The 22967-nt window shown below is 61.8% G+C and carries 19 protein-coding genes and 1 pseudogene; 5 read left to right on the top strand and 15 right to left on the bottom strand.

Annotated elements, in window-relative coordinates:
* Positions 1-2: 2 nt before the first annotated feature.
* Positions 3-326 carry a TfoX/Sxy family protein gene (locus RPG13_RS18610; protein ID WP_095489599.1) on the bottom strand — a complete coding sequence of 108 codons (324 nt, stop codon included), beginning with the start codon at positions 324-326 and terminating at the stop codon, positions 3-5.
* 90 nt (positions 327-416) lie between these two features.
* Here RPG13_RS18610 and RPG13_RS18605 point away from each other — a divergent pair, with 90 nt between their 5' ends.
* Entirely contained in the window at positions 417-914 is a 498-nt protein-coding gene (locus tag RPG13_RS18605; RefSeq protein ID WP_126106835.1) for a GFA family protein, read from the top strand.
* Between the two features lie 9 nt (positions 915-923).
* Here the strand turns inward: RPG13_RS18605 and sufA are convergent, their stop codons facing one another.
* The 7 genes from sufA to RPG13_RS18570 form a co-directional block, all read right to left on the bottom strand.
* On the bottom strand, positions 924-1304 hold the full coding sequence (sufA, locus tag RPG13_RS18600) for a Fe-S cluster assembly scaffold SufA (RefSeq protein WP_006206001.1): 381 nt from the start codon (positions 1302-1304) through the stop codon (positions 924-926).
* A 93-nt stretch (positions 1305-1397) separates the two neighbouring features.
* The gene (locus RPG13_RS18595; RefSeq protein ID WP_337125715.1) at positions 1398-1790 is read right to left on the bottom strand and encodes an SUF system Fe-S cluster assembly protein; all 393 of its coding nucleotides are present in this window, start codon (positions 1788-1790) and stop codon (positions 1398-1400) included.
* 5 nt (positions 1791-1795) lie between these two features.
* The gene (locus tag RPG13_RS18590; RefSeq protein WP_337125714.1) at positions 1796-3037 is read right to left on the bottom strand and encodes a cysteine desulfurase; all 1242 of its coding nucleotides are present in this window, start codon (positions 3035-3037) and stop codon (positions 1796-1798) included.
* 52 nt (positions 3038-3089) lie between these two features.
* Positions 3090-4358: a Fe-S cluster assembly protein SufD gene (sufD, locus tag RPG13_RS18585; RefSeq protein WP_337125713.1), complete on the bottom strand. Its 1269-nt coding sequence runs from the start codon at positions 4356-4358 to the stop codon at positions 3090-3092.
* Positions 4359-4401: 43 nt separating this feature from the next.
* Complete coding sequence (sufC, locus tag RPG13_RS18580) at positions 4402-5157, bottom strand: Fe-S cluster assembly ATPase SufC (RefSeq protein ID WP_095489602.1); 756 nt, start codon at positions 5155-5157, stop codon at positions 4402-4404.
* Between the two features lie 29 nt (positions 5158-5186).
* Positions 5187-6704: a Fe-S cluster assembly protein SufB gene (sufB, locus tag RPG13_RS18575; protein ID WP_029353581.1), complete on the bottom strand. Its 1518-nt coding sequence runs from the start codon at positions 6702-6704 to the stop codon at positions 5187-5189.
* A gap of 189 nt (positions 6705-6893) precedes the next feature.
* Positions 6894-8057, bottom strand: coding sequence for a cysteine desulfurase family protein (locus RPG13_RS18570; protein ID WP_337125712.1), 1164 nt, complete (start codon positions 8055-8057; stop codon positions 6894-6896).
* A gap of 242 nt (positions 8058-8299) precedes the next feature.
* Between RPG13_RS18570 and RPG13_RS18565 the strand changes: the two genes are divergently transcribed.
* Both RPG13_RS18565 and RPG13_RS18560 read left to right on the top strand, forming a co-directional pair.
* On the top strand, positions 8300-8974 hold the full coding sequence (locus RPG13_RS18565) for an alpha/beta hydrolase (RefSeq protein WP_095489603.1): 675 nt from the start codon (positions 8300-8302) through the stop codon (positions 8972-8974).
* A 5-nt stretch (positions 8975-8979) separates the two neighbouring features.
* Entirely contained in the window at positions 8980-9630 is a 651-nt protein-coding gene (locus RPG13_RS18560) for an FMN-binding negative transcriptional regulator (protein WP_095489604.1), read from the top strand.
* Positions 9631-9636: 6 nt separating this feature from the next.
* Here RPG13_RS18560 and RPG13_RS18555 read toward each other — a convergent pair whose 3' ends face one another.
* From RPG13_RS18555 to RPG13_RS18540, 4 genes are all read right to left on the bottom strand, one after another.
* Positions 9637-10443, bottom strand: coding sequence for a phosphatase PAP2 family protein (locus RPG13_RS18555; protein WP_337125711.1), 807 nt, complete (start codon positions 10441-10443; stop codon positions 9637-9639).
* 74 nt (positions 10444-10517) lie between these two features.
* Positions 10518-12119, bottom strand: a complete 1602-nt coding sequence (locus tag RPG13_RS18550; protein WP_337127032.1) for an ArnT family glycosyltransferase — start codon at positions 12117-12119, stop codon at positions 10518-10520.
* A gap of 84 nt (positions 12120-12203) precedes the next feature.
* A complete protein-coding gene (locus RPG13_RS18545; RefSeq protein WP_095489606.1) occupies positions 12204-12536 on the bottom strand; it encodes a lipid-A-disaccharide synthase N-terminal domain-containing protein in 333 nt (110 codons plus the stop codon).
* Positions 12529-13257: a glycosyltransferase family 2 protein gene (locus RPG13_RS18540; RefSeq protein WP_337125710.1), complete on the bottom strand. Its 729-nt coding sequence runs from the start codon at positions 13255-13257 to the stop codon at positions 12529-12531. Before RPG13_RS18540 ends, RPG13_RS18545 begins: the two co-directional genes overlap by 8 nt.
* Positions 13258-13517: 260 nt before the next feature.
* Here RPG13_RS18540 and tyrS point away from each other — a divergent pair, with 260 nt between their 5' ends.
* Positions 13518-14771, top strand: a complete 1254-nt coding sequence (tyrS, locus tag RPG13_RS18535; protein ID WP_095489694.1) for a tyrosine--tRNA ligase — start codon at positions 13518-13520, stop codon at positions 14769-14771.
* Positions 14772-15289: 518 nt separating this feature from the next.
* Positions 15290-15619: pseudogene (locus RPG13_RS18530) on the top strand (alpha/beta fold hydrolase); the annotation flags it as partial.
* 7 nt (positions 15620-15626) lie between these two features.
* Here RPG13_RS18530 and RPG13_RS18525 read toward each other — a convergent pair.
* Genes RPG13_RS18525 through RPG13_RS18515 form a run of 3 tightly spaced genes read right to left on the bottom strand, consistent with a single transcriptional unit; the run spans position 15627 to position 22419 of the window.
* Positions 15627-16871, bottom strand: coding sequence for an adenylate/guanylate cyclase domain-containing protein (locus tag RPG13_RS18525; RefSeq protein ID WP_095489609.1), 1245 nt, complete (start codon positions 16869-16871; stop codon positions 15627-15629).
* Positions 16868-17257 (bottom strand): response regulator, encoded by a 390-nt coding sequence (locus RPG13_RS18520; protein ID WP_095489610.1) that lies wholly within the window; start codon positions 17255-17257, stop codon positions 16868-16870. The genes RPG13_RS18525 and RPG13_RS18520 overlap by 4 nt, the downstream gene beginning before the upstream one ends.
* On the bottom strand, positions 17254-22419 hold the full coding sequence (locus RPG13_RS18515) for a GAF domain-containing protein (protein WP_095489611.1): 5166 nt from the start codon (positions 22417-22419) through the stop codon (positions 17254-17256). Before RPG13_RS18515 ends, RPG13_RS18520 begins: the two co-directional genes overlap by 4 nt.
* Positions 22420-22967: the final 548 nt, after the last annotated feature.

The raw sequence follows: 22967 nt of genomic DNA, 5'->3' as shown, positions 1-22967 counted from the left end.
GCCTACTTGCCGGCCCGCAGCCCCGCCTCATAGGCCCGGCGTGCCCAGACCGCCATCTCATCCGGATCATCGAAGGCACTGTCAGGGATGCTCCAGTATGGCATGGACACGAGTTTGCCATGCCTCGAGCCGGTATAGGTCCATTGCCGACAGCCGGCCGCTTCGAATTCCGGCGCGCTTTCCGCGTCGGCCTTCAGCAAAAGTTCACCGCGAAGGACGATCGCGACGATGACCCGGTCGAAGTAGATGCCCTTGCCGCCGAACAGCTTGCGGATGCTGACCGGGCCGAGGCCTTCGAAAAGTTCGGCAATGCGTTCATTGTCCATGCGTCGATCATGTCACCCGGATTTCTCCTTGTCATCGCCGCAACCAGCACCATCCTGACAAGTTGAGACCAATTTCGTCGGAGTTTTTTCATGCCGCTTCTGCTCAAAGGGTCCTGCCGGTGCAACGCTGTCCGTTTCGAGGTGGAAAGCCACACGCCGGTGCCGTTCATGCTGTGCTACTGCTCGATCTGCCGCAAGCAGCAGGGCGGCGGTGGCTTTGCCATCAATCTCGGCGCCGATTTCGACACGTTGAAAATCAAGGGCAAACGCAATCTTGGCGTCTACCAGGCGGAGATCGAGGACGACGAGCATCCGCAATGCGAGGTTTCAACGGGCGAGCGGAATTTCTGCCGGAAATGCGGATCGGCACTGTGGCTCTACGATCCGACCTGGCCGGAACTGGTCCATCCCTTCGCTTCGGCGATCGACACAGACCTGCCGAAACCACCTGAAAAGGTGCATCTCATGCTGAAATACAAGGCGAACTGGGTCGAACCTGACGTCGGCAAGGGCGACAAGGTGTTCGACGTCTACCCGGAAGAGTCGATCGCCGACTGGCACAAACGAACAAAAATGTGGGTGGAGTGAGGAGCCCGATCAGGCCGAAGCGCGTGCCTCGGCCAGTGCCTTCAGATCGGCCGGCTTGAGCTCAACCGATTCGCCGCAACCGCAGGCCGAACTCTGGTTCGGGTTGCGGAAGGTGAAGCCGGTGCGCAGCGTCGTCTGCTCGAAATCCATCTCGGTGCCGAACAGGAAAAGCGCTGCCTCAGGCGCGACATAGACATGGGCGCCGTCGCGCTCGATATGATCGTCCTTGGTGTTCGGCTCGGTCACCAGGTCGACCGTATACTCCATGCCGGCGCAGCCGCCCTTCTTGATGCCGAGACGAATGCCATGCGCATTCTCACGGGTTGCGACGATCTCGCGCACCCGGTCAGCAGCCTTTTCGGTCATCGTGATGACGGCGAAGCGTCCCATCTTCTTCTTTCTCCATTGCGTGCAGGTTCAAGGCCTGCCGAATGATTCCTCACCTAAAATGGTGAAATTTTCTGCCCGGCGCAAGTATGCCCATTAATACCAGCCCACCGCCACCTGGGCCTCTTCCGACATGCGATCGGGCGACCAGGGCGGATCGAAGGTCATTTTGACCTCGACGCCGGAAACGCCTTCGACGGCGCCGACGGCATTTTCCACCCAGCCGGGCATTTCGCCGGCCACCGGGCAGCCCGGCGCGGTCAGCGTCATGTCGATCTTGACCGAGCGGTCGTCCTCGATGTCGATTTTGTAGACGAGGCCAAGCTCGTAGATGTCGGCCGGGATTTCCGGATCGTAGACTGTCTTGAGCGCCGAGACGATGTCGTCGGTCAGCCGCGCCAACTCGTCGGCGGGAATGGCCGAGGCGGAAACCAGACCGTTGGCAGTCGTTTCCGAAGTGGTCTCAGCGGCGCGGCCTGCATCATCCATGATCGTCACCCGAAGAACTTTCGCGCTTTTTCGAGCGCATCTGCCAAAGCGTCGACTTCGGCCTTGGTATTATACATGCCGAACGACGCCCTGCATGTGGAGGTTACGCCGAAACGTTTCAACAGCGGCTGGGCGCAATGCGTGCCGGCGCGGACGGCAACGCCTTGCCTATCGATTACCATCGACACGTCGTGGGCATGAATGCCCTGAAGCTCGAAGGAGATGATGGCGCCCTTATCGGGCGCATCGCCGAAGATGCGCAGCGAGTTGATGGCCCGCAGCCGCTGATGGGCATAATCCTTCAAATCGGCCTCGTGCGCGGCAATGCGCTCGCGGCCGATCTTTTCCATGTATTCCAGCGCAGCGCCCAGCCCGATCGCCTGCACGATCGGCGGCGTGCCGGCCTCGAAGCGGTGCGGCGGATCGTTGTAGGTGACGATGTCTTGCGTCACCTCCTCGATCATCTCGCCGCCGCCCATGAATGGGCGCATGCGTTCCAGCATGTCCTTCTTGCCATAGAGCACGCCGATGCCCGAGGGCCCGTAGACTTTGTGGCCGGTGAAGACGAAGAAATCGCAGTCGAGATCCTGGACGTCGATCGGCATATGCACGGCGCTCTGGCTGCCGTCGACCAGCACCGGAATGCCGCGCGCGTGCGCGATACGGACGATCTCCTTGATCGGCGTCACCGTGCCCAACGCATTCGACATGTGCGTGATGGCGACGAGCTTGGTGCGATCGGTCAGCCGCTTCTCGAACTCTTCGATATGGAAGACGCCGAGATCATCGACCGGCACCCAGACAAGCTTGGCACCCTGCCGCTCGCGGATGAAATGCCACGGCACGATGTTGGAATGGTGCTCCATGATCGAAAGGACTATTTCGTCGCCCTCGCCGATATTGGGCATGCCATAGCCGTAGGCGACAGTGTTGATCGCCGCGGTCGTGTTGGAAGTGAAGACGATGTTGTCGGTACTTGGCGCGTTGAGGAAACGGCGAACCGTCTCGCGCGCTTTCTCATAGGCATCGGTCGCGGCATTCGACAGGAAATGCAGCCCGCGATGGACGTTGGCGTATTCCTGGGAATAAGCGTGCTGGATGGTGTCGAGCACGATCTGCGGCTTCTGTGCCGAAGCGCCATTGTCGAGATAGACCAGCGGTTTGCCGTAGACTTCCCGCGACAGGATCGGGAAGTCGAGGCGGATCGCCTCGACGTCGTAGGGGATGTTTTCGACTTTCTGGTCCATCACAAGCTCTCTCGAGGCATCGCCTCATTCCGTCCAGCACCCCTCACCCACTTCACCCGTGCGTCGCGAACCAGCCGTCGAGCCTCGTTTCCAGCGCCTCGACAATCGCCTCGTCGTCCAGTTCCTCGATCACCTCGGCGACGAACGCCTTCACCAACAGGCCACGGGCCGACTTCTCGTCGATACCGCGCGCCATCAGGTAGAACAGATGGCTGTGGTCGATCTCGGTGACGGTCGCGCCATGGCCGCAGACGACGTCGTCGGCGAAGATCTCGAGCTCCGGCTTGGTCGAGAACTCGCCGTCGTCCGACAGAAGCAGCGTGTTGCAGGCCATCTTGGCGTTGGTCTTCTGCGCATATTGGTGGACGTTGATGCGCCCCTGGAAGACGCCGCGCGCTCTTCCCGTCACCACGTTGCGGATCACTTCCGTGGAAGCCGTGTGCGGCACGGCATGGTCGAGCACCATGGTCACGTCCGTATGGGTGTCGCCAGCCAGGAGATTAATACCGCGCAGCGTGAAGTCGGCACCTTCGCCGGTCGTTCTGACCACGACCTCCTGGCGCACCAGTTTGCCGCCGGCATTCATCACGAACAGCGTCAGCTTCGCATTCTTGCCAAGATGCGCCTTGAACTGGGCAAGATGCGTGGCCGTATCCGGCTGCTCCTGCACGATCAGCCACGTCACGTCGGCGCCCTCGTCAAGCAGAAGCTGGCTGACCGAACTGACCAGTGCGGCGCCCTCGCCCGTCTGGCGCTCGACGATGACAGCCTTGGCGCCGGCACCGACGCGGACGGCCAGGCGCACATGCGTCTGGCCGCCGGCCTGCAGGTTCTGCAACTCGACTGGCTTGTCCAGTTCGGCGCCATCGGCGATGTCGACAAAATAGCCGTCGGCGACAAAGGCTGTGTTCAGTGCGCCGATGGCATCGTCGGTGCCGTAGGGATCGAGCCCAGGTGCGATGCTGCCGTCGGTTAATTTCTCCGACAGGCGCTGGACGATAACGCCGTCGATGACAGGCACTTTCGCGCTCGACACGCCGTTCAGCACCGTCAAAATGACGGAGCCCTCAACGATCGGCGCAATGGCTTTCGCGGCGGCTGCCGGATCGAAGTCCGGCACTGCATTCAGCAGACGGCGCAGGTCGGTGTAATGCCAGGATTCGATGCGCCGCGTCGGCAGTCCGCTCTTGATCGCCTCGATGGCGTCGTCGCGCTTCAGCATCACCGTGCCGTCGCCGGGCAGCAGCGACAGCCGGTCGCTGAAGGCGTCGATCAGCGCTGTTTCGGCCGGCGTTCGCTGGGGTGTCGTGTGTATATTCATCAGTTTCGCCTTGTTTGGCTTGCCTTCTGGGCCTTCTGGCATCTCACGCGGCTTGGCCGATCACGCCGGCATAGCCATTGGCTTCGAGGTCGAGCGCCAGCGACTTGTCGCCGGACTTGACCACCTGGCCTCTGTACAGCACGTGCACACTATCCGGCACGATGTACTGAAGCAGGCGCTGGTAGTGGGTGATGATGACGATGGCGCGGTCTGGCGCGCGCAACGCATTGACGCCTTCCGAGACGATCTTCAGCGCATCGATGTCGAGGCCGGAATCAGTCTCGTCGAGCACGCACAGTTTTGGCTCCAGAAGCTTCATCTGCAGGATCTCGGCGCGCTTCTTCTCGCCGCCGGAAAAGCCGACATTGAGCGGCCGTTTCAGCATTGCCATGTCCATGTCGAGCAAGGCGGCCGCGTCCTTCACGCGCTTCAGGAATTCGGGGATCTTCAGCGGCTCCTCGCCGCGCGCCTTGCGCTGCTCGTTCATCGCCACTTTCAGGAATTCCATCGTCGCAACGCCCGGTATCTCCATCGGATACTGAAAGGCGAGGAAGATGCCTGCGGTGGCACGCTCGGCCGGGTCCATTTCGAGGATCGACTGGCCGTTGTAGAGGATTTCGCCTTCGGTCACTTCATAATCCTCGCGACCGGCGAGGATGTAGGACAGCGTCGATTTTCCTGAGCCGTTAGGGCCCATAATGGCGGCGACCTCACCGGCTTTCACCGTCAGGTTCAAGCCGCGGATGATCTCGGTGCCGTCATCGACGATGCGGGCATGCAGGTTTCTGATCTCAAGCATTTTTTCTTTTCCTGAAAATTTTTATCCGGTCAGCCGACCGAGCCCTCTAAGCTAATCCCAATCAGCTTCTGCGCCTCGACCGCGAACTCCATCGGCAGTTGCTGGATGACGTCCTTGACGAAGCCGTTGACGATCAGCGCGATCGCCTCTTCTTCCGGAATGCCGCGCTGCATGACGTAGAATTTCTGGTCCTCGGAAATCTTCGAGGTGGTCGCCTCATGCTCGAACTGCGCCGTCGCGTTCTTGGCTTCCATGTAGGGCACGGTATGCGCGCCGCACTGGTCGCCGATCAGCAGCGAGTCGCAATTGGTGAAGTTGCGGGCGTTGGTCGCCTTGCGGTGCGCCGAGACCTGCCCGCGATAGGTGTTCTGCGAGAAGCCGGCGGCAATGCCCTTGGAGATGATACGGCTCGACGTGTTCTTGCCGAGATGGATCATCTTGGTGCCGCTATCGACCTGCTGGTAGCCGTTCGACACAGCGATCGAATAGAACTCGCCGCTGGAATCGTCGCCGCGCAAGATGCAGCTCGGATATTTCCAGGTGATCGCCGAGCCGGTCTCGACCTGCGTCCACGAAATCTTCGAGCGATCGCCACGGCAGTCGCCACGCTTGGTGACGAAATTGTAGATGCCGCCCTTGCCCTCGGCATCGCCGGGGTACCAGTTCTGCACCGTCGAGTATTTGATCTCGGCATCGTCGAGCGCGATCAGTTCGACCACGGCGGCGTGAAGCTGGTTCTCGTCGCGCTGCGGCGCGGTGCAGCCTTCGAGATAGGAGACGTATGCCCCCTCCTCGGCGATGATCAGCGTGCGCTCGAACTGGCCGGTGTTCTTCTCGTTCATGCGGAAATAGGTCGACAGTTCCATCGGGCAGCGGACGCCCTTGGGCACGAAGACGAACGAGCCGTCGGTGAATACCGCCGAATTCAGCGTCGCGTAGAAATTGTCGGAGGTCGGCACGACCGAACCGAGGTATTTCTTCACCAACTCCGGATGCTCGCGGATCGCTTCCGAGATCGAACAGAAGATGACGCCGGCCTGTGCCAGCTCCTTCTTGAAGGTGGTGACGACGGAAACCGAATCGAACACGGCATCGACGGCGACGCGACCAGACTTGTAGACATTGTCGCTGGCTTCCTCGAATTCCGACACATCGGTTTTCTGCACGCCGGCGAGGATTTCCTGTTCCTTCAGCGGGATACCGAGCTTTTCATAGACCCTCAACAGTTCGGGATCGACGTCACTCAGCGAGGTCGGTCCCGGCGTGCTCTTGGGCGCCGCATAGTAGTAGAGGTCCTGGAAATCGATCTTCGGATAATGGACGCGCGCCCACTTCGGCTCGTCCAGCGTCACCCAGCGCCGATAGGCTTCCAGACGCCATTCCAGCATCCAGGACGGCTCGTCCTTCTTCGCTGAAATGAAGCGGATAATATCTTCGCTCAGGCCCTTTGGGGCCTTGTCCATCGCGATTTCGGTCTGGAATCCGTATTTATACTGGTCGACGTCGATCTTTCGGACCCGATCGATCGTGTCCTGCACAGCAGGCATATGCGTTCTCCATCCACGCCGGGGTCAAGGCCCGGCAGTTTTCAAACTATGGCACCGCGAAACGAGTACCCCGAGGGCAACCCCTAAGCGGCGTAAGTTCCATATAGTGCGTCCCTGCCGGAAATTCACCCGGCCACCATGAAACGCACAGCTCTACCAGGCCGGAAGGCCTGCATCATTCTGCCGCACTCAGGCGGCTTTTTCCCTGCCCCCGCGGCGCGAGGCAATATCTGCCAGCGCGGCACGGAACAGTTCGATGTCCTCGGCGCTCGTTGCGTGGCCGATGGACACGCGCAAAGCGCCAAGGCTGTCACTGTGCCCCATGGCCTTCAGAACATGGCTCGGGCCGACTTTGCCCGACGAACAGGCCGACCCGGCCGACAGCGCCACGCCGGCCAGGTCGAAGGCGATCTGCGCCGTCTCAGCCTTGATGCCCGCAATAGCGAAGAATGTCGTATTGGCAAGCCTCGGCGCGCCGGTTCCGAAGATTTCCGCATCCGGCACCAGCGTTTTTACGATGGCCTCGATCTCGTCGCGATGGCGAGCGACGGCGTCGATGCTCTTCAATCCGATCATGGCCTCCCGCGCCGCCGCGCCAAAACCGACGATCGCGGCCGGGTTTTCGGTGCCGCCGCGATGACCCTTTTCCTGGCCGCCGCCCGTGATCAAGGGCCTCGGCATCATCAGGTCCGAAGCGGCGACGACGGCGCCAACGCCCTTGGGACCGCCGATCTTGTGCGAAGACAGAATCAAGTAATCGGCGTAACCCGCTGACATATCGAGCGGAATGCGACCGGCCGCCTGCACGGCGTCGACGACCAGGATGCCGCCCGCCGCCTTGACGATTTCGGCGATGCGGTCGACGGGCTGGATGACGCCGGTCTCGTTGTTGGCGGCATGGAGCGCCACCAGCGGCAGGCCGTCTGCCTTGTCGTGCGCGGCAAGTGCCGCCGCCAATGCGTCCCACCTGACGACGCCGTTGCCCTGAACGCCGATGCGCGTCACCTGGGCTGCCGGGAAACGCCCGCCATTCAGCACGCAAGGATGGTCGGCCTCGCAGACGTAGAGCCGGCTCATGCGGATAGTGCCGCGCCCCATCTGCCAATCCGGCGTCAGCAACGTCGAGGCGGCTTCCGTCGCACCGGAGGTGAACACGACATGCTCGGCCCTGGCGTTGACCAGTGCTGCCACATCGCGCCTCGCATTCTCGATCAGCCGCCGTGCGGCGCGCCCCTCGGCATGGACCGAAGACGGGTTGGCGGCGGCATCGAGGGCGGCAATCATTGCCGCACGCGCCGCGGCAAGCAGCGGCGCACTGGCATTATAGTCGAGATAGGCGCGTCTTCCGGTCATTTTCGTTTCGATTGGTCCCTTCAAGAGCCATTCCGCGAGGATAGCGCGTTATTTCCTTGAAATTGCAAGGCAAGCCGTCCTATTTACGCGACTTGCGGCGCGGGTGGCCGAGCCACGATTTTTTTGGCCACCCAGTTTTGAACAATTCTAAACTAGCTTCTAAGAAGACGCTCGCCCTGCGTCAAGGCCAGAGGAAGAGTTGTTCCGGGCGCCGCGCATTCTTATGCCATGTGGAGTATTTTATGCCTGAGGTCATTTTTACCGGTCCGGCCGGCCGCCTGGAGGGTCGCTACCAGCCTTCCAAGGAAAAGAGCGCGCCGATTGCCATCGTCCTGCATCCGCACCCCCAGTTCGGCGGCACGATGAACAACAAGATCGTCTACGACCTCTTCTACATGTTCCAGAAGCGGGATTTCACCACGCTTCGCTTCAATTTTCGCGGCATTGGCCGCAGCCAGGGCGAATTCGACCATGGCACCGGCGAATTGTCGGATGCGGCCGCGGCACTTGACTGGGTGCAGTCGCTGCACCCGGATTCCAAGAGCTGCTGGGTCGCCGGCTATTCGTTCGGCTCATGGATCGGCATGCAGCTTCTGATGCGCCGGCCGGAGATCGAAGGCTTCATCTCGATCGCGCCGCAGCCCAACACCTATGATTTCTCGTTCCTGGCGCCCTGCCCGTCGTCTGGCCTCATCATCCATGGCGACGCCGACAAGGTGGCGCCGCCAAAGGACGTGCAAGGACTGGTCGACAAGCTGCACACGCAAAAGGGCATCACCATCACCCAGAAGACCTTGCCCGGCGCCAACCATTTCTTCTCCAACGATGCGGACCTCCTGCTCCAGGAATGCGCGGACTATCTCGATCGCCGGCTGGCCGGTGAATTGTCCGACCCGCGGCCGAAACGGCTGAGATAGCAGCGATGTACCAGCCCCCTCATTTCCAGGAAACGCGGCAGGACGTGCTGCACGGGCTGATCCGGGCGCATCCACTTGGCCTGCTGATCTCAAATGGAGCCGAGGGGCCGGTCGCCAACGCGATCCCGTTCCTGCTCGACGCCGATGTGCCGCCGAACGGCAGGCTGCGCGCGCATCTGGCGAGAGCCAATCCGCAATGGCGGCTGCTGGCCGACAGCCCGGCATCGCCGGTGCTGGTCGTCTTCCAGGGCACAGACGCCTATGTGACGCCGTCCTGGTATGAAACCAAGCGCGAGACCGGCAAGGTCGTGCCGACCTGGAACTACGCCATTGTCCAGGTGCGCGGCATCGTAACGGTGATCGAGGACCAGGACTGGCTGGCCCAGCAGATTTCCGATTTGACGGTTTCACAGGAAGGCGCTCGCGAAGCACCTTGGGCGGTGACCGACGCGCCAACCACCTTCATCCAGTCGCAGATCAAGGGCATTGTCGGGCTGGAAATCGAGATCACTGACATCCAAGGCAAGTGGAAGGTCAGCCAGAACCGGCCGATCGCCGACCGTAGCGGTGTTGCCGAAGGGCTCGAGAGCGAGAGCCCGAACTCGCCCGACATGGTCCGGCTGGTACGATCCTACGGCGGGCTGGATAGCAAGTAGTATCCGTCAGGGATTGGCTGCTGCCAGGACAGGCGTCGGTGTCGACCCGGCCGGCTTGCGCCACGCCGCGCTGAGCCTGAACGTCTTCTTGCGGATCGGCAGTCCCGCCGCGGTTTGGCGGAAGATGAAGCCGAGCCGAGCAAAGACCAGCGCCGTAACGACGGTGCAAGCCATGCCGAGGCCGAAGCCCGCTATCGTATCGCTCGGATAGTGTGCACCGACCGCAATCCGCGTCGCCGCTACCCAGACGGTGATGGGCAAAACAACGTATTTCCCCCATGCCGGGGAAAGAAGGATCACCACGGCCGCAAGCATGCCCACATTCGTTGCATGGCCGGACGGAAAACTGGCGAAATACGGGTCGAACTCGAATGGGCGGAACGAGAATAACCCCATGTCCAGGACTGGTCGGCTGCGACCGAAGACGTGCTTCAAGACCGTCACCGTCAGCCCCGACAAACCGGCCGCGCTCAGCACGAAGAAGGCGAAGCAGGTCCAGTTGTATGCAACCATGCGCCAACGCCTTGAAAGAGCTTGCCAGTCCAGCAGATTGGCCGGCACGAACAGCATCAGGGGCGGGATAAGATACCAGCCGCCCAAGCCGAAAATGGTAAAGCCGTTGGCGACCGCGACAAACCCGTTCGGCCAGCGGGCTCGCCAGCTGACGGCAATGCCATCCAGGAAAACCATGCTGGCAGCGGTCAGAAGCAGATAGGCGACTGCCAAGGTCAGCCACGGCACCCTGGAATAATTGGCCGGCCGCCTCGCGAATCGGGAACGAGCGATCGCTATCGTTTTCTTGAGATTGCCCACCGACCGAGCCGGCAGCTTCGAAGCAGCTCAAGAACCTGAGCGCTGCGACTAATGCTCATGCCAAACCACTGAAGTCAGTTGATGATCCGGTATAGACCAAGCGACATTGTCTCCCCCGATGAATAGTTTACCCCGTCGATCCGGGCGACGCGGTTCGCCGACCTGCCCTGCCCTGCCAGCAGGCCTTCCAGCCGCTGTTCTTCGCCGACCGGTGCCAGCGCCAGCGCGCAGGCAGGATCGGCAAGCAGATGTTGCGCAGCACCATCGACATTGGTCAATATCGTTTTTGTGCCCACCAGAAATACCAGGCTCGGTTCGTGATACCCGGCCGAGGCAAGCACCGTCGTCTCGCAGGGCCGGTTGGTGCGAACCGCAGCTTCGATCTCGCGGCTCATCCAAATAGGCTTCAACGACGGCGCAATGACACCGAACAGCAAAGCGTAGGTGGTACCGGCGCAAATCGCGATTCCCCCAATACGGCCGAGCCGCACTTGCAGTCGGCGCGAGAAGCCGAGATAGCCGGCTCCGAGCGCAGCAAGGGCAGCAGGAATGCTCCACCATGAGAAGGTGCCGGCAAAATACAGCGGCGCGGCAATGCAAAGCACGGCAAGGCCCGTTGTGACCAAGGCGAGGCCAAAGGCAGTCGCCCACCACAACCAGGTCTGCCAGCGCTGGAGCGGCGCGTTCGCGTCCTGCGGCTTCAATGTCAAAAGCCAACCGACCATGAGCGCCATGCCGGGATAGGCCGGCAGGACATAGTGCGGCAATTTTGTCGGGATCAGCTCGAACAGCAGCCAGAACGGAATGTACCAGGCGAGGCAGAAACGGAGCCGGGGATCATCGCGCAGGCGATTGAGGGCCTGGAGCCCGGCACCGACCGCGATCAGGCCGAAGGGCCACATGAATAGCGAATAGGTCAAGACATAGAAGCCGGGCGGCAGGCCATGCGATTCCTCGCCCTGCGCCACCTTGCCGAGCATATCTTTGCCGACTGCCTGCTGCAGGAAAGCGCCGCCACTTTTCCAGGTGATCAGGACGAGCCAGGGCAGGATGATCAGCAACACGAGAGCCAAGCCGCGCCCCGCTTTCAGCTTCGACAGCCAGCGCCAGTCCCGCTCGAACGCAACCAGCACGGCAACCGTCAGTGCCGACAACAATGGCGCGATCGGCCCTTTAATAAGGATTGCGCCGCCTTGGGCTACCCAGAAGATCCATGGCAGGTGGCTGCCGACGACTTCGTTCCGTCGCGACGACGTATAGATCTGCGCCAGCGCGCCTTGCGCTATCACGCAGCAGGCCAAAAGCATCGCGTCGGTCTTGGCGTCACGGCCCTCGAAAGCCGTCGCGAAGATCGCAGCCACGACGAGGCCGCCGGCCAGACCGGCGCTGGCGCCGAAAAGATTGGCCCCTGTCCAGGCCGTCGCCACAACGGCAATGGCGATGCCCAGCGCCGAGACCAGTCGATACACCCAGATCGGCGCCTCGGCGCCCTCGCCGCTCAGCGCGACGGCTGCCGATTGCAACCAGTAGATGCCGATCGGCTTCTGGTAGCGTGAGCGTTCCTGGAAGCGAATGTCGACATAGTCGCCGGTCTCGGCCATCTGTTTGGTGGCCTGGACGAAGCGCGGCTCATCGCGGTCGAGCGGCGGCATGGCCGCCAGTCCCGAAATCGTCATCAGCAGGCTGAACAGGAAGAGAAAAAGATAGTTCCTGCTCGCCACGTCAGCCCCTTCGGTTTGCTTCTCACGGAGGCCAGTCGCTCAGTCGACCTTCGTCATCGCCGCCTTGCGCTCATTGGCAATCAGCCAGAGATTGCGAACATAGATGAACATGCCCATGGATTGACCGGCGATGAACACCGGATCCTGCCGCTGGATGGCATAGATCAGCAGCAGGCTGCCGCCGAACAGCGAAAAGAACCAGAAAGCGATCGGCACGACGCTGCGCTTGGCTTTTTCCGATGCGATCCACTGCACGACGAAGCGCATCGAAAAAAAGAACTGAGCGACGAAGCCGAGCAGAACCCACGCATCGAATTGCTTGACGAAGACCTCGTGAAGCCAGATCGCCAATTCCTGAAGCACGTTAGCCATGCCTGATTTCCTCTGTTTTTGGCATTCTCCGGCGCCTGCGGCGCAGCCACCAGACACCGGCGAGATCAAGCACCCCTTGCAGGCCGCGATCGAAAATTCCGTAATTCGACTTACCGTGGCGGCGAGAGCGGTCGACGACGTCGCAATGCACGACGCGATACCCCTCCTGGATGACGAGCGCCGGAACAAAGCGGTGCGTGCCGTCGAAGAACGGCAATTTCCTGAGGATACCGGTATGGATCGCCTTCAGGCCGCAGCCCGTATCGCGGGTCTCGTCATGCAGGATGGCCTTTCTCAGCCAGTTGGCAAAACGGGACGCCAGTTGTTTGATCTTGCTGTCACGGCGCTTCAGGCGCTCTCCTTGCGCAACACCGAAATCGGGACCGGCCTGCCGCAGGACGTCGACCAGCACCGGAATGTATTTGGGATCGTTCTGGCCGTCGCCGTCGATCGTAGCGACGATATCGCCGCGGGCCGCCCATGCGCCCGAACGCACAGAGAGCGACTGGCCGGCGGATTTCTCATGCCGGAGGTGGCGAAGCGGAAACGGCCGAAGTACTGCCTGGGCGGCAAGGACCGAAGCGGTTTCGTCGGTCGAGCCATCGTTGACGACGATCACCTCGAAGTCGCGCCCGGCCATCGCCGCCCCGATCTCATCGAGCAGAAGCGGCAGGTTCGCCGCCTCGTTCCGGCAAGGAATGATGATGGATATCTCCGGCATATCGCGTCGGGCTCTGTCACAGGATATGGCATTCGATTCGATGCCGTGCGGTGCCGTTCCAGCGGGGTAAGTGCTGTAAGAACCCGCTGGCGCGGCGCCTCATTACGCCAGCCCAAACGATGAAGCAAGCATCCGCACGCCATCCGCGCGGGCCGCAAAACCGGATTCCCCTTTTGCTGATCGCGCTTGGATGCTAAACGCCCGCCTTCACGCATACCACGCCCGATCCGCTTCGGTTGGGCGCTTTCGGGAAAGAAAAGATGTCCGCCTTCAAATCCGATTTCCTGCGCATAATGAGCGAGCGCGGTTTCATCCACCAGATTTCGGATGATGCCGGCCTCGACCAGCTTTTCGCCAAGGAGACGGTGAGCGCTTATATCGGCTTCGATGCGACCGCCAAGAGCCTGCATGCCGGGTCGCTGATCCAGATCATGATGCTGCACTGGCTGCAGCAGACCGGTCACCGGCCGATCGCGCTGATGGGCGGCGGGACCTCGATGATCGGCGATCCGTCGTTCAAGGACGAGGCACGCAAGCTTCTGACGCCGCAGGACATTGAGGACAATCTGGCCGGTATCCGCCGCAATTTCATGCCCTACCTCAAATTCAGCGGTGGTCCGAACGACGCCATCATGGTCAACAACGCCGATTGGCTGATGGAAATCAACTACGTCAACTTCCTGCGCGATGTCGGCCGGCACTTCTCCGTCAACCGCATGCTGGCCTTCGATTCGGTCAAGCTCAGGCTCGAGCGCGAGCAATCACTGTCGTTCCTCGAATTCAACTACATGATCCTGCAGGCCTATGACTTCGTCGAGCTCTACAAGCGTCTCGGCTGCCGGCTGCAGATGGGTGGTTCCGACCAGTGGGGCAACATCGTCAACGGCATCGATCTCGGTCATCGCATGGAGGGCGCGCAGCTTTACGCGCTGACCACGCCCCTGCTCACCACCTCATCCGGCGCCAAGATGGGCAAGTCGGCTTCAGGCGCTGTCTGGCTCGATGCCGAAATGCTGTCGCCATACGAATTCTGGCAATACTGGCGCAACACCGAGGACGCCGATGTCGGCCGCTTTCTCAAGCTCTACACGACGTTGCCTCTGGACGAGGTCGCGCGTTTGGAACGGCTTGGCGGCTCCGAAATCAACGAGGCGAAGAAGATCCTAGCGACTGAAGTCTGTACGCTGCTGCACGGCCGTGCCGCCGCAGAGCAAGCGGAAGAGACGGCGCGCAAAACGTTCGAGGAAGGTGTTACCGCCGACACGCTGCCGACTGTCGAAGTGGGCAGGGCCGATCTGGAAAGTGGCGTCGGCATATTGTCGCTGTTCGTCATCGCCGGACTTGCCGCGTCCAACGGCGAGGCGCGGCGACACATCCAGGGCGGCGCCGTGCGCCTCAACGACCAGCCGGTGTCCGACGATCGCAAGGTGGTGACGCTTCAGGATCTTGGCCCGGAAGAGGTCGTAAAGCTGTCGCTCGGCAAGAAAAAACACGTTCTGGTGCGGCCGGTCTGACCAAAGCCTGATCCACTCCGATAGAATCGGGATGGGGCTCCGTTAGCTATGACCTTTTCCGAAAAACCGGTTTCTTGCTGCGCTGACCTTCGGTTCGGGATCACGGCCTAAGTAAAACTTAATCAGGTGGCTACTGAGAATGGCCGAGATGGGTGAATATTGCCATTCGTCTCATCGATCGGAACGAGCAGGTAGCACCACTTGCGGACGCTTCAGGGCGATGCACCGAACGTCTTGTTCGGGGCCGAAGGCTGCCAGTCCGCTTTGTGCAGCCAAGGTGGAAAAGCAGATATTCGCCTGGATGAGGCGGCCGCCGAATCTCACCCAAGTCGGACGGGCTGGAAGAAAAGGGCCCGAGAAGCGATAGAGAGAGGGCGGGGGCACTCGTTCAACGAGCGCTGCTAATTCGGAATGGGCAGCGATTGACGCTTCGCCTCATCCGAGGCCGGCTTTGCGAAGTCCTTCGATATAGATTGCCCGGTCCTCCGGATGGACGAGCGGATGGTGCTTCTCAACCAATTGGGCTCGCTCGCGAAGGAGTCGCTGTCCTACGCTTCGACTTCACGGGCTTGGGATCGAGCGAGGGCGAATTCGCCCCGACGAATTTCTCCTCGAATGTCGCTGACCTCCGTTCGACCGTCGACTATCTGCGTAATCATTACCGAGCACCGTCCTTGCTGATCGGCTATTCGATCGGAGGGTACGGCAGTCCCTGGCGATGGCCAAGGATGTTCCCGAGGTGCGCCATCGCCACGATCGGCGCGCCCGCCGATGCCGTTCATGTATTGAAGAATTTCGGAACGAGCCTCAAGGAGATCGAAGGGAGAGGAAGCGGACATTTGAATGTAGGCTCGATCAATCCATGTTGATCCGCGGACCTGTCGCCCCGTTCAGCAATCGCTTCAAGTGGAAGCTCGCAAGCTGGTCCTCTGCGCGCCTGCCTACTTCAGCAGCGAACGAGGTGACCGCACTAGGGTCGCCGGCTTCCAGCTTGGCGAAGGCGGCGAGGTAATCCTTTGTCGCGAGGTCGTCGCATTGCTCAGGCCGCAGTGGCTCGAAAGCGCGCAGCGACTCCGTTCGTCCTCTCAACACGAGGTCACCCACCGGCCGCCCTCGGAAATTCACAACTTGCCTCGCGACGCTCTCGCTCACGCAAATACGGGTGCCTAGTTGCTTGTTGGCGGCTTCCAGCCGCGCCGCGATGTTGATGGTGTCGCCATAGGCGGAGTAGTCGAAGAAGCGGGCGCCGCCGAAATTGCCGACGATCGCCGGCCCGGCGTGGACGCCGATGCGGGTGGGGCCGAGCGCCACGCCCCTGGCGCGCCAGCCGGCGCGGAAGTCTTCCGAAAAGTCGTCGAGGTCAAGCGCGCTGGCGACCGCGCGGGCGGCATGGTCGGGCTGCTCGCCCGGCGCGCCGAAGAGTACATGCAGTGCGTCCCCGACGATCTTGGCCACCGTGCCCTCGTGGTGGAAAACGATTTCGGTCATGCCGGCGAGGTACGCGTTGAGGAGTTCGCCCAGTACCGCCGGGTCGAGCGTTTCCGCCAGCGCAGTGAAGCCGGCGATGTCAGTGAAGAGCGACGCCACCTCGCGTCGCTGCCCGGCAAGCTCGCCAGCGTCGCCGGCGAGCCGCTCGGCGAGGTTGGGCGAGAAGTAGCGCGACAGCGAGGCGTGCGCGCGCTCGGCCGCCACCTGCCTGCCCCGCGCGTCGCGCAGAAGGGAAAGGTGCCTCAGCGTCTTGGCGATAGTCGTCTCGAGGTCGGCGAAATCGATCGGCTTCATCAGGAAATCGAAGGCCCCGCGGTTCATTGCGGTCCGGATGTTGGCCATGTCGCCATAGGCCGACAAGATGATGGTCGACAGCCGCTCCTCGGCGTCCTGGAGCTTCGCAAGAAGCGACAGCCCGTCCATGCGCGGCATGTTGATGTCGGTAACGACCATTTCGATGTCGGGATTGGCGGCGATCAGGTCGAGCGCCTCGACGCCGTCGCGGGCGAAGATAAAGCTCACGGCGCCGTCGCGGATTTGGTGGCGGAATTTCTGCAGGACCAGCGGCTCCAGGTCCGGCTCGTCGTCGACGACCAGGATCAGCGCCGTCATGCCGCGAGCCCGACGCGAACGTCGATCTCGCCGCGTAGCGCGACGAAATCGAGCGGCTTCGTCAATAGTGCCTCGGCGCCGTTTTCCAGCGCCTTCCTATTGGTCTCTGCGTCGCCATAGGCGGTGATCATGATCACGGGCACATCGGGACGCAACGCCCTCGCTTTCGGCAGAAGCTCCAGGCCGCTCATGCCCGGCATGTTGATATCCGACAGGATGAGGATGAGCGAGGCGCTGTCCGCTGCCTCGATTACGTTGAGCGCCTGCGGCGCCGAAAGCGCGAAGGCCATGGCGAAGCGTCCTACCCTAAGATCGCGCCGGAACTGCTGTCTGAACAGCACCTCCACATCAGGCTCGTCGTCCACGACCAGGATGAGCAGACTCAAGCGTTGCCTCCTGCTTTGGCGAGCGTCGCGGCCCCGCGCGGCAAGACGATGCGGAATTCGGTGAAGGCGCCCGGCTCGGTGTCGACCTCTATGGTGCCTGCGTGCTGTTTCACGACGATGTCGTGGCTCAAGGACAGGCCGAGCCCCGTACCCTCGCCCGCCGGCTTGGTGGTGAAGAACGGGTTGAACATCTTTTCCTTCACCTCCGGCGGGATGCCGGTGCCGTTGTCGCGGATCCTGATCTCGACCGCATCGCCCAGGCTTTTCGTCGATGCCGCCAACACCGGCTCGTAACCCGTTTCGCCTTCAGCCGCCCGCCGTTTCGTCGTCGCGTAAAAGCCGTTGGAGATCAGGTTCAACAGCACGCGGGTGATCTCCTGCGGAAAGAGATCGACCTCGCCGGCGCCTGGATCGAAATTCCTTTCCAACATGATGTTGAAGCCTTTCCCCTCGGCGCGGGCGCCATGATAGGCGAGGTTCAAGCTCTCCTCCACGACGGCATTGATGTCGACCGGCCGGTGCTCGCCCGAGCCCGAGCGCGAGTGGAGCAGCATGTTCCTGACGATCGAGTCGGCGCGCTTGCCGTGCTGTACCACCTTGTCGAGATTGCCCTTCAGCATGTCCGACAACTCATCGATCTCCGCGCGGATCTTGTCGTCAATCGCCGCGCCTTGCAGCGCCTCGCGCAACTCCACGACCAGGTCGCCGGACAGCGAGGAAAAATTGTTGACGAAGTTGAGCGGGTTCTTGATCTCGTGAGCTATACCCGCGGTCAGCTGGCCGAGCGAGGCGAGCTTTTCGGTCTGCACGAGCCGATCCTGGGCCTTGCGCAGGTCGTCCAGCGAGCGCGACAGTTCCTCAGTGCGCGCCTGCACCTGATCGAACAGCCTGACGTTCTCGATCGCGATCACGGCTTGGTCGGCGAACGTCTGCACAAGTTCGCCTTGGCGCGAAGTGAATGAATTCGGCTCCATCTTCCCGAGGAAGAACACGCCCTCGACCTTGCCTTCTCTGAGCATCGGAACACCCATCAGCGCCCTTGTGTCGGTGATTGCCCGGAATTCCTGCAGATTGAAATCCGCATCCTCCTCCACGTCGGGTATGTACTCGATACTACCCGAGAGGGCTACGCGTCCCGAAAGCCACCGGCGGTCGATTGCGATCGGATGATCCATCATCCAATCGGTTTTTCTTTCGGAGATAGTGGCGCGGCCACGCAGCATGTTGCCGTAACGAAGGAAGATTCCGCCATAGCTTGCTCCGCACAGCTTGGCGGCCGATTCGACCAGAGCGTTCAACACGGTGGGCAGGTCGAAAGCCGCGCGGCTGATCACCTTCAGCACATCCGCCGTCGCCGTCTGCTGCCTCAGCGCCTCGCTGACATCTGCGGTACGTGCCTGCACCTCGTCGAACAGGCGCACATTCTGGATGGCGATCACCGCCTGGTCGGCGAAGGTTTTGACCAGTTCGATTTCCCTCTCGTTAAAGGGCCGCACCTCGGTGCGGATCATGGCAAAGGTGCCAAGGAGTTCGCCTTCACGAAGCAGCGGCACTGCAAGGACGGTGCTCATGCCGCCGACCGCGGCAATCGCCGAATGTGTATATTCGGGGTCCACGGTGACATCTTCGATCTGGATGACGCGCAGTTCTTCGGCAGCGCGCCCCACAGCCGATCCGCGGCCGGGTTCCGTCTGGTGCGTTTCGCCATACTCCCTGAAGCCCGGGGGAAATCCGGTGATGGCCGCATATTCGAACCTGCCATCGATAATTCGTTCGAGGCAACCCTTGTCCGCGCGACACAGCCGGACTGCCGATTCCACGAGAGTGTCCAGCACCGTCTGCAGGTCGAAGGCGGATGCGCTGATGACTTTCAGCACATCTGCGGTCGCCGTCTGCTGCTGGAGCGACTCGCTGAGCTCCGCCGTGCGCGCCTGGACCTCATCAAACAGGCGGACATTCTCGATGGCGATCACGGCCTGGTCGGCGAAGGTCTTCAGAAGTTCGACTTGCTTGGCGGCAAGAAAGCCCGTCTCAGCACGCCCGACTGCTATGCAACCGATGGGCAGGCCGTCACGCAGCACCGGCACGGCGACAACGCTGCGCAGGCCCGAGAAAGCCGCCGCGGCGCGATGCGTGAACTCACTATCCAAGGTGAGGTCCGGGATCTGCGCCACCTCAAGATAGAGAATCGCCCGTTCGGCGGCACTGCCGCGAGTAGGTGCCACGGGAAAGGTGTTGCGTACGATCTCAACGCTTTCTTCGGTGATGCCGTGATGCGCGACGAAATGCAGAAGCTGGCCATCATATCTGTAGACAAAGCAGAACTGCGCTTCGCACAGACGGGCGGCACTTTGCGCGATCATGTTGAACACCGGCTGCACATCAGTGGGCGAGCGGCTGATGACGCCAAGCACATCGCTGGTCGCCGTCTGGTACTCTAGCGCCTCGGTGGCCTCCCGCGTCCGCTGCTGCACTTCCTCGAACAGGCGGACGTTCTCGATCGCGATGACGGCCTGGTCGGCGAAAGTCTGAACGAGTTCGATCTGGCGCTCGGAAAACGGGCCTGGCTTTGCACGCGCCATCGAGAAGACACCAATCGGGATCCCTTCGCGCAACAACGGCACCGATAATCCAGCTGCGAACTTTCCTATTTTTGGCACATCTGGAGTACCATACTCCAAGTCCAGGGTCACGTCGGGGACATGAACGACCACCCTTTCCAATGCGGCGCGACCAACCCAGGAATCCCGGCCAACCCGATTGGGATGGGCTTCCTCATGGGCTCTCAACTCAGGCGAGTCCCCATGCGAAGCGGATATGCGGTAAACGTCGCCGTCGAGCATATATATGCCACCCAGTTCGGCCCCGCATAACTTCACCGCGGATTCTATCAGCGTCTGAAGCACCGCCTTGAGATCGAATGTCGAGGCACTGATAACCTTGAGCACGTCCGCCGTCGCGGTCTGCTGAGCAAGCGCTTCGGTCAGTTCGGCCGTCCGCGCCTGCACCTCTTCGAACAGCCTGGCGTTCTCGATCGCGATCACCGCCTGGTCGGCGAAGGTCGTGATCAGTTCGATCTGGCGGTCCGAGAAGGGCACCGTGCGCCTGCGCGCCGCCGCGATGACGCCGATCGGATCGCCATCGCGCAACAGCGGTACGCCAAGAAAGGTGCGCGCGTCGCTCAGCTTGATCCATTCCGAGCGCGTATAGGCCGGGTCGGCGGTCGCGTCCGGGATATGCACCGTTCGCCGCTCCAATGCCGTGCGTCCGGTGGTCGTGCCGCGGTCGAGGCTGACCGGATTGGCGCGCCAGTAGTCGATCTGCGCGGCGTCCGCCGGGTGCGCCGCCACCAGATGATATTTCCCGTCATCCTTGCGCATGTAGACATAGGCATAGTCCGCCTCGCAGAGGTGGCCGGCGGTCGTTACGATGGTGTCGAGGACCGGCTGCGCCTGCGCCGGCGAGCGGCTGATCACGCCGAGCACGTCGGAAGTGGCGGTCTGGTATTCTAGGCTTTCCTGCAGATCCCTCGTCCGCGCCTGAACCTCCTCGAACAGCCGAACGTTGGAAATGGCGATGACGGCCTGGTCTGCGAAAGTCTTGAGCAGCGCGATCTGCTTGTCGGTGAAGGGCCGCATCTCGATGCGCCGGATCATCAGCGCTCCGACCGCCTCCCCGTCACGCAGCAGTGGGATCGCAAGGATGGTGCGGAAGCCGAGCCGGTGGGCCATTGCCCTACCAGTCGCAAAGTCTACACCCGCCTCGGTCAGGTCATGAACATGGACCGGTGCCCGGTCGAGCACCGCGCGACCGGTGACCACGTCACGGGCGACAGGCAGCCCGGCGTCGTCGACCGGAATTGGCCCATGATGCGCCCCGACCGCCAAACGATCGCCCTGCCGCAGATAGATTGTCGCGTCATGGGCATCGCAGAGACGCGCGGCGCTTTCAGCGACGGCGTCGAGAACCGGTTGGATGTCGGTGGGCGACGCCGCGATGACGCGCAGGATGGAGCCCGTCGCGGTCTCGCGCTCCAGGGCCTCGGTCACTTCGCGATTGCGCGCCTGCACCTCGTCGAACAGGCGCACGTTCTCGATCGCGATGACCGCCTGGTCGGCGAAACTCTCCACAAGTTCGATCTGGCGTTGTGAGAACGGCCCCACGGTTCGTCTCGCCATGCCGAAGACACCGATCACCTCTTGGCCTCGCTTGAGGGGGACCGAAAGGGCCGCGCGGAAATCGCCCATGGTAGCCGCTTCCGGCCTTTTGTATTCCATATCCTTGGACACGTCGGGCACATGAACGGTTGCCCCTTCGAGGGCGGCTCGACCTTGAAATGTCCCACGCCCGATCGGGTGTGGATGGCTCTTCTCATAAGCGCGAAGTTCATCGGTCCAACCGGTCCCGGTCATGACCCGTAGCCAATCGCCATCGCGCAGTGAGATCGCGCCCATATCACCGCCGGCCAGGCGGATCGCCGAATCGAGTAGCGTCTGCAGTACGGGTTCAAGGTCGAAGGCCGACCGGCTGATTACCTTGAGCACGTCGGCCGTCGCGGTCTGCTGAGCCAGCGCTTCGCTGAGTTCGGCCGTCCGCGCCTGCACTTCTTCGAACAGCCGCACGTTCGAGATGGCCATCACGGCCTGGTCGGCGAAGGTCTTCAGAAGCTCAATCTGCCTGTCGCTGAACGGTCTCACCTCTCTTCGCCGCAGGCTAATCGCACCGATCGCTCTTCCATCGCCCACGAGAGGTGTCGCCAGAATGGTGCGAAAGCCGTACTGAATGGCCATTTCCCGGCCTGCCGCGAATTCGGCCCCGGCTTCGGATAGGTCTTCGACCTGCACGGTCCTCGCATCGATCACCGATCGCGCCATTACCCGGTCGCGCTCCAGCGGCCACGGCGCCTCGTCGACCGCAATCGGGCCCGAATGCGCACCGAGATGGAGCATATTGTCCTTCTTGAGCCGGATGATCACGTCGTAGGCGTCGCAAAGACGGGCGGCGCTCGCCGCCACAGCGTCGAGGACCGGCTTGATATCGGTCGGCGACGAGGCGATGACGCGAAGCAGCTCGCCGGTCGCCGTCTCGCGTTCGAGGGCTTCGTTGAGCTCGAACGTGAGAAGCTCAATCCTAGCTTCGAGTTGGCCGTGTGATTCCCGCATGTGCAGGTTCTAGCCCTCGGTCGCACCGCTGCCCACTAAGTTGAGACACGAACCATAGGCAGAATAAAGCTAAAAATACTAGGTCACCGACGGTCGATCGATTCGTCCCCCATTCGCAGCGAGGAAGATCGGTAGCCCGACTCTCGACGTTTTTTTTCCACCGATAGAGCGGTTCGCCAGAAATCAGAACCTTTAGGTGGCACTTCCTGCTGAGGGCCTGCGTGGGCTTGATCGCGACCTTCCTGTATCTACGAGCAATGTCAGGTGTTGGCGCAACGGCGATGTTCAGGGTGGTCGCAACGTCTGCATCGGGCCGCAGCAAACATCACCTCAACGGCCGACATGGGGCGCGAGTTCGCCGTCTACTGACTAATCCGGCGGCTAGGATCGGCGGCGCAAACCGGTTCTGTTCGGGCTTGAGCTTGCCGTTCACAATACCTGCGCCATAACGGTTGTGTGGGAATGGATTTTCGCAAATCCGTCGATGAAGCGATCGATGGGGTAGGTCTGCTGGCCGGCCTGACCGGGCGATACAGCCAGTCGCCGGC

Origin of the sequence: Mesorhizobium sp. ISC15, from assembly GCF_037162615.1 — a bacterium.
GTDB classification, from domain to species: Bacteria; Pseudomonadota; Alphaproteobacteria; order Rhizobiales; family Rhizobiaceae; genus Mesorhizobium; species Mesorhizobium mediterraneum.
Note: the sequence above shows the minus strand (reverse complement) of the source record. Positions and strands in the feature narration are given on the sequence as shown.

What these genes read in the sequence shown, in the direction of transcription:
- RPG13_RS18595 (WP_337125715.1), bottom strand. Translation starts at nt 1,790, where the DNA reads ATGGATGATGCAGGCCGCGCCGCTGAGACCACTTCGGAAACGACTGCC.
- sufC (WP_095489602.1), bottom strand. Translation starts at nt 5,157, where the DNA reads ATGCTTGAGATCAGAAACCTGCATGCCCGCATCGTCGATGACGGCACC.
- RPG13_RS18515 (WP_095489611.1), bottom strand. Translation starts at nt 22,419, where the DNA reads ATGCGGGAATCACACGGCCAACTCGAAGCTAGGATTGAGCTTCTCACG.
- sufA (WP_006206001.1), bottom strand. Translation starts at nt 1,304, where the DNA reads ATGGGACGCTTCGCCGTCATCACGATGACCGAAAAGGCTGCTGACCGG.
- RPG13_RS18610 (WP_095489599.1), bottom strand. Translation starts at nt 326, where the DNA reads ATGGACAATGAACGCATTGCCGAACTTTTCGAAGGCCTCGGCCCGGTC.
- RPG13_RS18545 (WP_095489606.1), bottom strand. Translation starts at nt 12,536, where the DNA reads ATGGCTAACGTGCTTCAGGAATTGGCGATCTGGCTTCACGAGGTCTTC.
- tyrS (WP_095489694.1), top strand. Translation starts at nt 13,518, where the DNA reads ATGTCCGCCTTCAAATCCGATTTCCTGCGCATAATGAGCGAGCGCGGT.
- sufB (WP_029353581.1), bottom strand. Translation starts at nt 6,704, where the DNA reads ATGCCTGCTGTGCAGGACACGATCGATCGGGTCCGAAAGATCGACGTC.
- RPG13_RS18565 (WP_095489603.1), top strand. Translation starts at nt 8,300, where the DNA reads ATGCCTGAGGTCATTTTTACCGGTCCGGCCGGCCGCCTGGAGGGTCGC.
- RPG13_RS18605 (WP_126106835.1), top strand. Translation starts at nt 417, where the DNA reads ATGCCGCTTCTGCTCAAAGGGTCCTGCCGGTGCAACGCTGTCCGTTTC.
- RPG13_RS18560 (WP_095489604.1), top strand. Translation starts at nt 8,980, where the DNA reads ATGTACCAGCCCCCTCATTTCCAGGAAACGCGGCAGGACGTGCTGCAC.
- RPG13_RS18550 (WP_337127032.1), bottom strand. Translation starts at nt 12,119, where the DNA reads ATGACGATTTCGGGACTGGCGGCCATGCCGCCGCTCGACCGCGATGAG.
- RPG13_RS18540 (WP_337125710.1), bottom strand. Translation starts at nt 13,257, where the DNA reads ATGCCGGAGATATCCATCATCATTCCTTGCCGGAACGAGGCGGCGAAC.
- RPG13_RS18525 (WP_095489609.1), bottom strand. Translation starts at nt 16,871, where the DNA reads ATGACGGCGCTGATCCTGGTCGTCGACGACGAGCCGGACCTGGAGCCG.
- RPG13_RS18590 (WP_337125714.1), bottom strand. Translation starts at nt 3,037, where the DNA reads ATGGACCAGAAAGTCGAAAACATCCCCTACGACGTCGAGGCGATCCGC.
- sufD (WP_337125713.1), bottom strand. Translation starts at nt 4,358, where the DNA reads ATGAATATACACACGACACCCCAGCGAACGCCGGCCGAAACAGCGCTG.
- RPG13_RS18570 (WP_337125712.1), bottom strand. Translation starts at nt 8,057, where the DNA reads ATGACCGGAAGACGCGCCTATCTCGACTATAATGCCAGTGCGCCGCTG.